This window comes from Streptomyces viridochromogenes DSM 40736, from assembly GCF_000158955.1.
Lineage (GTDB): Bacteria > Actinomycetota > Actinomycetes > Streptomycetales > Streptomycetaceae > Streptomyces > Streptomyces venetus.
In genome coordinates this window covers 1,791,885-1,801,956 of the sequence record NZ_GG657757.1, presented here as the reverse complement: position 1 = coordinate 1,801,956, position 10,072 = coordinate 1,791,885, and the positions used below count along the sequence as shown (strand labels likewise).

10 protein-coding genes are annotated in these 10,072 nt (G+C 72.6%); 7 read left to right on the top strand and 3 right to left on the bottom strand.

The window, feature by feature from the left end; all coding sequences use genetic code 11:
* The 5 genes from SSQG_RS07845 to SSQG_RS07825 form a co-directional block, all read left to right on the top strand.
* A partial coding sequence (locus tag SSQG_RS07845) for a sortase domain-containing protein (RefSeq protein ID WP_039932124.1) occupies positions 1 to 318 on the top strand: 318 nt, incomplete at its 5' end.
* A gap of 182 nt (positions 319 to 500) precedes the next feature.
* Positions 501 to 1,835 carry an ABC transporter ATP-binding protein gene (locus SSQG_RS07840; protein ID WP_003989193.1) on the top strand — a complete coding sequence of 445 codons (1,335 nt, stop codon included), beginning with the start codon at positions 501 to 503 and terminating at the stop codon, positions 1,833 to 1,835.
* A gap of 130 nt (positions 1,836 to 1,965) precedes the next feature.
* Entirely contained in the window at positions 1,966 to 3,354 is a 1,389-nt protein-coding gene (locus SSQG_RS07835; protein WP_003989192.1) for an aldehyde dehydrogenase family protein, read from the top strand.
* Positions 3,355 to 3,373: 19 nt separating this feature from the next.
* Complete coding sequence (locus tag SSQG_RS07830; RefSeq protein WP_003989191.1) at positions 3,374 to 4,456, top strand: Zn-dependent alcohol dehydrogenase; 1,083 nt, start codon at positions 3,374 to 3,376, stop codon at positions 4,454 to 4,456.
* Between the two features lie 192 nt (positions 4,457 to 4,648).
* The gene (locus tag SSQG_RS07825) at positions 4,649 to 6,043 is read left to right on the top strand and encodes an MFS transporter (RefSeq protein WP_003989190.1); all 1,395 of its coding nucleotides are present in this window, start codon (positions 4,649 to 4,651) and stop codon (positions 6,041 to 6,043) included.
* On the opposite strand, the gene SSQG_RS07820 is transcribed toward SSQG_RS07825, so the two are convergent.
* The 3 genes from SSQG_RS07820 to SSQG_RS07810 form a co-directional block, all read right to left on the bottom strand.
* Complete coding sequence (locus SSQG_RS07820; protein WP_003989189.1) at positions 6,032 to 7,000, bottom strand: DMT family transporter; 969 nt, start codon at positions 6,998 to 7,000, stop codon at positions 6,032 to 6,034. The genes SSQG_RS07825 and SSQG_RS07820 overlap by 12 nt on opposite strands.
* 74 nt (positions 7,001 to 7,074) lie before the next feature.
* The gene (locus tag SSQG_RS07815) at positions 7,075 to 7,797 is read right to left on the bottom strand and encodes an ArsR/SmtB family transcription factor (protein WP_003989188.1); all 723 of its coding nucleotides are present in this window, start codon (positions 7,795 to 7,797) and stop codon (positions 7,075 to 7,077) included.
* Between the two features lie 35 nt (positions 7,798 to 7,832).
* On the bottom strand, positions 7,833 to 8,474 hold the full coding sequence (locus tag SSQG_RS07810; RefSeq protein WP_003989187.1) for a TetR/AcrR family transcriptional regulator: 642 nt from the start codon (positions 8,472 to 8,474) through the stop codon (positions 7,833 to 7,835).
* A gap of 91 nt (positions 8,475 to 8,565) precedes the next feature.
* Here SSQG_RS07810 and SSQG_RS07805 point away from each other — a divergent pair, with 91 nt between their 5' ends.
* Together SSQG_RS07805 and SSQG_RS07800 are read left to right on the top strand one after the other, a co-directional pair.
* Entirely contained in the window at positions 8,566 to 9,717 is a 1,152-nt protein-coding gene (locus SSQG_RS07805; protein ID WP_003989186.1) for an acyl-CoA dehydrogenase family protein, read from the top strand.
* Positions 9,718 to 9,797: 80 nt separating this feature from the next.
* A complete protein-coding gene (locus SSQG_RS07800; RefSeq protein ID WP_039932123.1) occupies positions 9,798 to 10,046 on the top strand; it encodes a YiaA/YiaB family inner membrane protein in 249 nt (82 codons plus the stop codon).
* Positions 10,047 to 10,072 lie beyond the last annotated feature (26 nt).

Sequence of the window (10,072 nt, the reverse complement as noted above, 5' to 3'; positions counted from 1 at the left end):
GGCGCCTCGCCCGGCGGGCAGGGCACCGCCGTGGCGGTCGGGCATCTCGACACGGACAGCGGTCCCGCCGTCTTCGCGGGGCTCACCGAGCTGGAACCCGGCCGTGTCGTCCAGGTCCGCCGGGCCGACGGCCGGACCGCCGTCTACACCGTCGACGCCATCAAGTCCTACGAGAAGGCGCACTTCCCCAGTCAGGAGGTGTACGGCGCACGGGGCCGCCCCGAGCTGCGTCTGATCACCTGCGGCGGCAACTACGACCGCAGGAAGGGCTACTCCGGGAACCTCGTGGTCTTCGCCCACCTCACCGGCACCCGCTGACCCCCGGCCGAACCGGGTCGCCCGCCTTCTCACCAGATGGACGGAAGCCCCCGATCCCGCCCGGTGTCTTCCCCTGGGTGCACACATTCCGTTAACTTCCGTGACCCACAGCCCCGTGCGACCCGTACGGGGTTTCCGGCCCGCGGAGCACCAGCGCCCTGAAGACCCCTCGGGGGCACCTCATGACACGCGCCATCTCCCTGCACGACGTGAGCAAGGCCTACACGCGAGGCGCCCGTGTGGTGGACCGGCTGTCGCTGGACATCACACCGGCTGAGTTCCTCGTCCTGCTCGGCCCGTCCGGCTGCGGCAAGTCGACCGTGCTCAGGATGATCGCCGGCCTGGAGGAGATCGACGAGGGCGAGCTGCTGCTCGACGGCGAGTACGCCAACGACCTGCCGCCGTCCGGACGGGACATGGCGATGGTCTTCCAGAATTTCGCCCTCTACCCGAACATGACCAGCCGCGCCAACATCGGCTTCCCGCTGCGCATCGAGGCCCCGGACACCGACCCGCGGCCGCGCGTGGACGCCACCGCCCGGCTGCTGGGCATCGAGGACCTCCTGGACCGCCTGCCCGGCCAGCTCTCCGGCGGCGAGCGCCAGCGTGTCGCCATGGGCCGTGCCATCGCCCGCCACCCCTCCGCCTTCCTCATGGACGAGCCGCTGTCCAACCTCGACGCCAAGCTCCGCACCCACCTGCGGGCCGAGATAACCCAGCTCACCCAGGAACTCGGCGTCACCACGGTGTACGTCACCCACGACCAGGCCGAGGCCATGTCGCTCGGCGACCGGGTGGCCGTACTGCGCGGCGGCGTGCTCCAGCAGGTCGACAGCCCGCGTGCGGTCTACGCCCTGCCCCGCAACGTGTTCGTCGCCGCCTTCGTCGGCACCCCGCGCATCAACCTGCTGCGCGGCCTGGTGCGCGCCCCGCTGGACGGGGCGATGACCATCAGCCTGGGCAAGCAGTTCCTGCGGCTGCCCGAGCCGCTCTCCCTGGACCACCAGCTGCTGCGGGTCCAGCAGGGCCGCGAGGTCATCGTGGGTCTGCGTTCGGAGGCCGTCCGGATCGCGAAGCACTCCGCCGCCCGCCCCGGCGAGGTGCCGCTCACCGGCCTGGTCGAGCACGTGGAGTTCCAGGGGCACGAGATCCTCGTCCACTTCGACACCGGCTCCAGCCCCGCCGTCGTCCCCGAGCTGGAGGCCCCGCGGCCCCGCCCCGGCAGCCCCGCCCGGCGCCGCCGCCGTGACGGCTCGGTCCTCACCCGGCTCCGGGAGCGGTCCGCAGCCGGGCGGGCCGGACCCGTGGTGACCCTGGACCACCCCGAGGCCGCCGTCCCCGAGGCCGCCGAAGTCCGCCTGCCCGGCGACCTCATCGTCCGCACCACCCCGGACCTGGCCCTCCGCCACGGCATGCAGGTACCGCTCCTCGTGGACCTCGCCCACCTCTTCGTCTTCGACCAGCACGGCGACCGCATCTGCCCGCACCCGGATCGCCTGCCCGACCTGGGGGAGTGAGGAGCGGCACATCCGGACGTGGCCGTCCGCGTGCTGTGATGACCGGGATGACCGGGACGTCTGGCGTCAGAAAACTATCGCCGCTAGTTTATGTGCCGGACGACGATGCCCCGCCCCCGGAGGAAGCGCGATGAAGGCACACGACGGCATGTACATCGCGGGCGCCTGGCGCCCCGCCGCCGGCCAGGACGTGATCGAGGTCGTGAACCCCGTCGACGAGCAGGTCATCGGCACGGTCCCGGCCGGCACCGCCGAGGACGTCGACACCGCCGTACGGGCCGCCCGCGCCGCCCTGCCCGGCTGGGCGGCGACCCCGCCGGCCGAGCGGGCCGCGCACCTCAGCGCGCTCCGGGACGTGCTCGTGGCCCGCGCGGACGAGATCGCCGAGACCGTGACGGCCGAACTCGGCTCACCCCTGAAGTTCTCGCAGGCCGTCCACGCGGCCGTGCCGATCGCGGTCGCCGGCTCCTACGCCGAGCTCGCGGCGACGTACGCCTTCGAGGAGAAGACCGGCAACTCGGTCGTCCACCACGAGCCGGTCGGTGTGGTGGCCGCGATCACGCCCTGGAACTACCCCCTGCACCAGATCGTCGCCAAGGTCGCCCCGGCTCTCGCGGCCGGCTGCACGATCGTGGTGAAGCCCGCCGAGGACACCCCGCTGGTCGCCCGCCTCTTCGCGGACGCCGTGCACGAGGCGGGCCTCCCCGCGGGCGTCTTCAACCTGGTCACCGGCCTCGGCCCGGTCGCCGGACAGGCCCTCGCCGAGCACCCGGACGTCGACCTGGTCTCCTTCACCGGCTCCACCGCCGTCGGCCGGCACATCGCCGCGATCGCCGCCGGTGCCGTCAAGAAGGTCGCCCTCGAACTCGGCGGCAAGTCCGCCAACGTCATCCTGCCGAGCGCCGACCTGGCCAAGGCCGTCAACGTCGGGGTCGCCAACGTGATGTCCAACTCCGGGCAGACGTGCAGCGCCTGGACACGGATGCTCGTCCACCGCGACCAGTACGACGAGGCGGTCGGACTCGCCGCGACCGCCGCCGCCAAGTACGGCGACCGGATCGGCCCGGTGGTCAACGCCAAGCAGCAGGCCCGGGTACGCGGCTACATCGAGAAGGGCGCCGCGGAAGGCGCCCGCCTGGTCGCCGGCGGCCCCGAAGCCCCGCGCGAGACCGGGTACTTCGTCAGCCCGACCGTCTTCGCCGACGTCACGCCGGACATGACCATCGCGCAGGAGGAGATCTTCGGCCCGGTCCTGTCGATCCTGCGCTACGAGGACGAGGAGGACGCCCTGCGGATCGCCAACGGCACGGTCTACGGTCTGGCCGGCGCCGTCTGGGCCGGTGACGAGGCCGAGGCCGTGGCGTTCGCGCGCCGCATGGAGACCGGCCAAGTCGACATCAACGGCGGCCGCTTCAACCCCCTCGCGCCCTTCGGCGGCTACAAGCAGTCGGGTGTGGGCCGCGAGCTCGGGGTGCACGGCCTGTCCGAGTTCCTCCAGACCAAGTCCCTCCAGTTCTAGTCAGGGAGTCCCTTCCGCCATGGCTGTCCGCGCCGCCGTCCTGCCCGCCGTCGGCTCTCCGCTGGAGATCACCGGCATCGACCTGCCGGATCCCGGGCCCGGCCAGGTCCGTGTCCGGCTCGCCGCCGCCGGGGTCTGCCACTCCGACCTGTCCCTGTCCGACGGCACCATGCGCGTCCCCGTCCCCGCCGTCCTCGGCCACGAGGGCGCCGGTACGGTGCTCGCCGTCGGCGAGGGCGTCACCCACGTCGCGCCCGGCGACGGCGTCGTCCTCAACTGGGCCCCGTCCTGCGGCAACTGCCACGCCTGCTCGCTCGGCGAGGTCTGGCTGTGCGCCAACGCCCTCGGCGGCGCCGCCGACGTCTACGCCCGCACCACCGGCGGGACCGACCTCCACCCCGGACTGAACGTCGCCACGTTCGCCGAGGAGACCGTCGTCGCCGCGGCCTGCGTCCTGCCCGTCCCGGACGGGGTCCCGCTCACCGACGCGGCCCTGCTCGGCTGCGCCGTCCTCACCGGCTACGGCGCCGTCCACCACTCGGCCCGGGTCCGCCCCGGCGAGACGGTCGCGGTGTTCGGTGTCGGGGGAGTGGGTCTCGCGGCCCTCCAGGCGGCCCGGATCGCGGGCGCCTCGAAGATCGTCGCGGTGGACGTGTCCGCCGAGAAGGAGGAACTGGCCCGCACCGCCGGCGCCACCGACTACGTCGTCGCCTCGGACACCACCGCCCGGGAGATCCGCGGCCTCACCGGGAAACAGGGCGTCGACGTCGCCGTCGAGTGCGTCGGGCGCGCGGTCACCATCCGCACGGCCTGGGACTCCACCCGCCGCGGCGGCCGCACCACGGTCGTCGGCATCGGCGGCAAGGACCAGCAGGTCACCTTCAACGCCCTGGAGATCTTCCACTGGGGCCGCACCCTCTCCGGCTGCGTCTACGGCAACTGCGACCCCGCCGCGGACCTCCCGGTCCTGGCCGAACACATCCGGGCGGGCCGCCTCGACCTGAGCGCGATGGTGACGGAACGGATCTCCCTCGAGGGCATCCCGGCGGCGTTCGAGAACATGCTGGCGGGCAAGGGCGGCCGGGCACTGGTCGTCTTCTAGCCCGTCTCCCCCCGCACCCCGGCCTCCACGCGAGGCCGGGGCCTCAGGCATGCCCGCCCGCACAGTCGGTGCCAAGTACAGGTAAAAGTCCTGGTGCGCGACCCGTTGACGTCCATACCGTCCGGTCAGTACGTTCCCCGAACCCGAGCCACCCCCCGTTCCGTCCCCCGCACCCATCGGAGCGTGCACCGCATGGACACGGCACCTTCCGCTCAGCCCGTCACCACCGCGCCCGCCGTGGGCAACCGCCGCCGGGTAGCCACCGCGGCAGCGCTCGCCTCGGCCGTCGAGTGGTACGACTACTTCGTCTTCGGCATCGCCGCCGCCCTGGTCCTCGGCGATCTCTACTTCCCCGCGGGCAGTTCCACCGCCGGCGTCCTGGCCTCGTTCGCCACCTTCGCCGTCGGCTTCCTCGCCCGGCCCCTCGGCGGCATCGTCGCCGGGCACCTCGGCGACAAGCGCGGCCGCAAGCCGATGCTGGTCCTCGCCCTCACCCTCATGGGCGTCTCCACCACCGCCATCGGCCTGCTCCCCACGTACGACACCATCGGCGTCGCCGCCCCGATCCTGCTGGTCCTGCTCCGCGTCGCCCAGGGCGTCGCCGTCGGCGCCCAGTGGGGCGGCGCGATGCTCCTGGCCACCGAGTACGCTCCGGAGGGCAAGCGCGGTGTGTACGGCAGTGTCGTCCAGCTCGGCGTCCCCATCGGCGTGGTCACCGCGAACACCGTCTTCCTGCTGGCCGGCGCGCTCACCACCGACTCGGCGTTCGCCGCCTGGGGTTGGCGGGTGCCGTTCCTGGTCGGCCTGCTCGTGCTCGCCCTCGCCTGGTACATCCACACCCGCGTCGAGGAGACCCCGGCGTTCCGGGAGGCCGAACGCGCCCTCGCCGAGCAGGAGAAGACCGAGCAGAGCTCGCCGCTGCGCACCATCCTGCGCGGACACCTCGGCACGGTGCTCCTCGCGGGCGGCTCCTTCGCCGTGAACACCGCGACCTTCTACATCCTCATCACCGGCGTCCTCGACTACACGACCCGTGAGCTGGACATGAAGAAGGGCCCGGTGCTCCTCGTCTCGCTCTGCGTCAGCCTCACCCAGCTCGTGCTGATCCCGGCCGCCGCCGCACTCTCCGACCGCGTCGGCCGCATCCGGATCTACGCCGTCGGCGCCGTCGGCATCGCGTTGTGGGCCGTACCGCTCTTCCTGCTGATCGACACCGGCTCGCTGCTGTGGCTCGCGGTCGGCACGTTCGTCGCCAGCTGCTTCCTGAGCATCATGTACGGCCCCCAGGCCGCCCTGTTCGCCGAGCTGTTCACGCCCGAGATGCGCTACACCGGCGCCTCCCTCGGCTACCAGATCGCGGCCGTCGCCGGCGGCGGCCTCGCGCCCTTCGTCATGGTGCTGTTGCTGGAGGCGACGGGCACGTCGATGGCCGTGTCCGGCTACATCATCGCGCTCTCGGTGATCGCACTGGCCTCGATCAAGGTCCTCGCGGGCCGGGCGAGTGCCACGGAGTCCGAGGCGGCGGCGCCGGAGGCCGCCCCGAAGTCCGAGTCCGAGTCCGAGTCCGCCGCCGGGTCAGCGGGCTGAGTCCGCGGCCCCTTCGGGCCGTGGTTCCGGAGCCGCTCCCGGAACCTCGGCCCGAGCCGCCGCCCGCGACCGCGACCGGGACACCGCCACGCCCGCCAGGCACAGCACACCGCCGAGCAGGGTGAGCGGTCCCGGCACCTCGCCGAGGAAGAGCCAGGACATCAGGACGACCAGCGCGGGCGCCGCGTACGTCGTCGCGCCCATCTTGCTCGCGGTCGTCCGGGACAGGGCGTACGCCCACGTCGTGAAGGCGAGGGCGGTCGGGAAGACGCCCAGGTACACCATGTTGAGCGTGGCGGAGGCCGGGGCGTCGGCGGCCTGCCGGACGAGCTGTCCGGCGAACGGCAGGCACACCACCGCGCCGACCAGACAGCCGAACGTCGTCACCTGCAAAGGGCTCGCCGTGCCCAGCGCCGGCTTCTGCGCCACGACACCACCGGCGTACGAGACCGCCGCCAGCAGACAGAGCACCACCCCGAGCACCGAGGAACCGCCCTCGCCGGACATCGAGAGACCCACGGTGACCGCACCGGCGAACGACACCGCCATCCCCGCCAGCAGCCGCGGCGGCATCGGATCACCGAGCAGCCGGGAGCCGAGCAGCGCGATCATGATCGGCCCGGTGTTCACGACCAGGGCGGCCGTACCCGCGTCGACCTGCTGCTCACCCCAGTTGAGGACGACCATGTAGAAGCCGAACCACAGCAGCCCCGATATCGCGATGCCGCGCCAGGCCGTGCGCGGCGGCCACCCCTCCCGCCGCAGGAGGCAGATCAACCCCAGCGTCAGGGCCCCGGCCAGCAGCCGCCCGAGGGCCAGCGCGCCCGGCGAGTACGCGTCACCCGCACTGCGGATCGAGACGAAGGCGGACGCCCACAGCACCACGGTGACCGTGGCGGCACCGGCGGCCAGCAGCTCCGCGCGGCGGGCCGGACGGGACGGGGAGTTGTTCATCATGCTCCAGAGGCTAGGAGGGAGACAGGGACGGACGCTCGCGGATTTCGGACGGGGCGCTGCACCTCGCGGCGGGTTCAGCGCAGTGCCGTCGCCGCCACGCCCAGCAGGTCGAAGAGGGCCCGTTCACCGGCCGGCGTCACCTTCACGGCCCGCTCGGAGCCGATGCGCACGCACCACCCCGTGTCCAGCGCGTGCCGGCACAGCGCAGCGCCCGCCACGCCCGCGAGATGGGGGCGGCGTTCGGTCCAGTCCAGACAGGCCCGGGCCAAGGGCCGCCGGCCCCGCTGTTCGAGGCCGATCCCGGCCGACTCGAACCACGCGAGACCCGCGTCGGTGAGCGCGAACCCGGTCTCCTGCTGCAGCAGCCCGCGGGCGGTCAGCGCGTCGGTGACCGCGATGCCGAGCCGCCCGGCGAGATGGTCGTAACAGGTGCGGCCCCGGGCCATCGCCGAGCCGGCGTTCGACTCCCGCAGAGTGCGTGGCCGTACGGGCGTGCCCGGCGCGACCTGCGCCGCCAGGTCCTCCACCAGTTGCGCGACCCGCGCGTCGGCCAGCCGGACGTACCGGTGCCGGCCCTGCCGCTCCTCGGTGAGCAGCCCGCCCGCGACGAGCCTGCCCAGGTGCTCGCTGAGCGTCGACGCGGCGACCCCCGCGTGCCGGGCCAGCTCGCTCGCGGTCCAGGCGCGCCCGTCGAGCAGGGCCAGCAGGCACACCGCCCGGGTCTCGTCCGCGAACAGCGCCGCGAGCCGGGCCAGGCCCGTGGCCTTCGGGTCCCTCGTCGTCATGACCCCCAGCATGGAACACGGATCCTTCGGCCGTCGCCGAAGTGTCGCTACGCCGTGCGCCGCACCTGCTCGTACTGCCCCGCCAGCCCGTCCAGCAGGGCCGTCAGCCCCGTCTCGAAGGCCCGCTCGTCGATCTTCTCCTGCTGCTCGGCGAGGAGGTGGGCCTGCTGGAGGTGCGGGTAGTCGGCGGGGTCGTAGGCGCTCGCGTCGTCCACGAAGCCCCCGGCGAACGAGCCGAGCGCGGAGCCCGTGACGAAGTAGCGCATCAGGGCGCCGATGGACGTGGCCTGCGCCGGCGGCCAGCCCGCCGCGACCATCGCGCCGTAGACGGCGTCCGCGAGGCGCAGCCCCGCCGGGCGGCGGCCGGGGCCCCGGGCCAGCACGGGAACGATGTTCGGGTGGTCGCGCAGCGCGGCCCGGTAGGAGACCGCCCAGTCGTGCAGCGCGGTCCGCCAGTCCCGGCCGTCCTGGAACATCGTGAGGTCCACCTGGCCGCTCACCGAGTCGGCGACCGCCTCCAGGATCTCGTCCTTCGTGCGGAAGTGGTTGTAGAGCGAGGGCCCGCTGACCCCCAGTTCGGCGGCGAGCCGGCGCGTCGAGACGGCCGCGAGGCCCTCCGCGTCCACGAGCGCGCGGGCCGTCTCGACGATCCGGTCGGTGCTGAGCAAGGGCTTGCGCGGTCGGGCCATGGCGCACATAGTAGGGCTGCCAAGAGAAACTAGCAGTGCTAATTTAAATGTACGGGTTTCACATGTATGCCTTCCGATGGGGTGACGTCTGGTGAATCTGGAGCTCAGCGAGGAGCAGACCGCGGTCCGGCGGCTCGCGCGGGACTTCGTGGAGCGTGAGATCACTCCCAACGTCGTCGCCTGGGACCGGGCCGAGGAGGTCGACCGCTCGATCGTGAAGAAGCTCGGCGAGGTCGGCTTCCTGGGCCTGACGATCGACGAGGAGTACGGCGGCTCCGGCGGTGACCACCTCGCGTACTGCCTGGTCACCGAGGAGCTGGGCCGGGGCGACTCGTCCGTGCGCGGCATCGTCTCCGTCTCGCTCGGGCTCGTCGCCAAGACCGTCGCCGCCTGGGGGAGCGAGGAGCAGAGGCGGCGGTGGCTGCCCGGGCTCACGTCCGGCGAGGCGGTCGGCTGCTTCGGCCTGACCGAGCCGGGCACGGGCTCCGACGCGGGCAACCTCGCGACACGGGCGGTGCGGGACGGCGACGACTACGTCATCAACGGCACCAAGATGTTCATCACCAACGGCACCTGGGCCGACGTCGTCCTGCTCTTCGCCCGCTCCACGGACGCCCCCGGCCACAAGGGCGTCTCCGCCTTCCTCGTCCCCACCGGCACGCCCGGCCTGACGCGCCGCACGATCCACGGGAAGCTGGGGCTGCGCGGTCAGGCCACGGCCGAGCTGGTGCTGGAGGACGTACGGGTGCCCGCCTCGGCACTGCTGGGGCAGGAGGGCAAGGGCTTCTCGATCGCCATGTCCGCTCTCGCCAAGGGCCGGATGTCGGTCGCCGCGGGCTGTGTCGGCATAGCCCAGGCCGCGCTGGACGCGGCCGTGCGGTACGCGGGCGAGCGCGAGCAGTTCGGGAAGCCCATCGCCCGGCACCAGCTGGTCCAGGAGCTGATCAGCGACATCGCCGTGGACGTCGACGCCGCCCGGCTGCTGACCTGGCGGGTCGCGGACCTGATCGACCGGGGGCAGTCGTTCGCCGTCGAGTCGTCGAAAGCGAAGCTGTTCGCCTCGGAGGCGGCCGTCCGCGCCGCGAACAACGCCCTCCAGGTCTTCGGCGGCTACGGCTACATCGACGAGTACCCGGCCGGCAAACTACTGCGGGACGCCCGTGTGATGACCCTCTACGAGGGCACTAGCCAGATCCAGAAGCTGGTCATCGGGCGTGCCCTGACGGGGGTTTCGGCATTCTGACGGCCGTGTCGGCTTTCTGAGTACGCGCCTGAGTACTTCGGCGGATGTGGCGCGGGCCACGTCCGCCGAAGCTTGCCCCCATGAGTGAGACACCGGGCAAGCAGCAGAACACGGCCGCCTTCTACGGCCAGGCCGTCGCCTCCTTCGCCGTCGCGATGGCGGCCACCGCCATCGGTATCTACCAGCTGAGCGCCGACGCCTGGGTGCGGGGCTTCCTCGCCATCGCCGTCCTGTACCTGGTCACCTCCTCCTTCACCCTGGCCAAGGTGATCCGGGACCGGCAGGAGGGGCCGGCGGCGCCCTCGTACACCCCTTTCGAGAAGCACTGAGCGGTCCGGACGGAAGTGCCGACCGG

What these genes read in the sequence shown, in the direction of transcription:
- SSQG_RS07810 (WP_003989187.1), bottom strand. Translation starts at nt 8,474, where the DNA reads ATGGCCCGACCGCGCAAGCCCTTGCTCAGCACCGACCGGATCGTCGAG.
- SSQG_RS07820 (WP_003989189.1), bottom strand. Translation starts at nt 7,000, where the DNA reads ATGATGAACAACTCCCCGTCCCGTCCGGCCCGCCGCGCGGAGCTGCTG.
- SSQG_RS07835 (WP_003989192.1), top strand. Translation starts at nt 1,966, where the DNA reads ATGAAGGCACACGACGGCATGTACATCGCGGGCGCCTGGCGCCCCGCC.
- SSQG_RS07800 (WP_039932123.1), top strand. Translation starts at nt 9,798, where the DNA reads ATGAGTGAGACACCGGGCAAGCAGCAGAACACGGCCGCCTTCTACGGC.
- SSQG_RS07825 (WP_003989190.1), top strand. Translation starts at nt 4,649, where the DNA reads ATGGACACGGCACCTTCCGCTCAGCCCGTCACCACCGCGCCCGCCGTG.
- SSQG_RS07840 (WP_003989193.1), top strand. Translation starts at nt 501, where the DNA reads ATGACACGCGCCATCTCCCTGCACGACGTGAGCAAGGCCTACACGCGA.
- SSQG_RS07815 (WP_003989188.1), bottom strand. Translation starts at nt 7,797, where the DNA reads ATGCTGGGGGTCATGACGACGAGGGACCCGAAGGCCACGGGCCTGGCC.
- SSQG_RS07830 (WP_003989191.1), top strand. Translation starts at nt 3,374, where the DNA reads ATGGCTGTCCGCGCCGCCGTCCTGCCCGCCGTCGGCTCTCCGCTGGAG.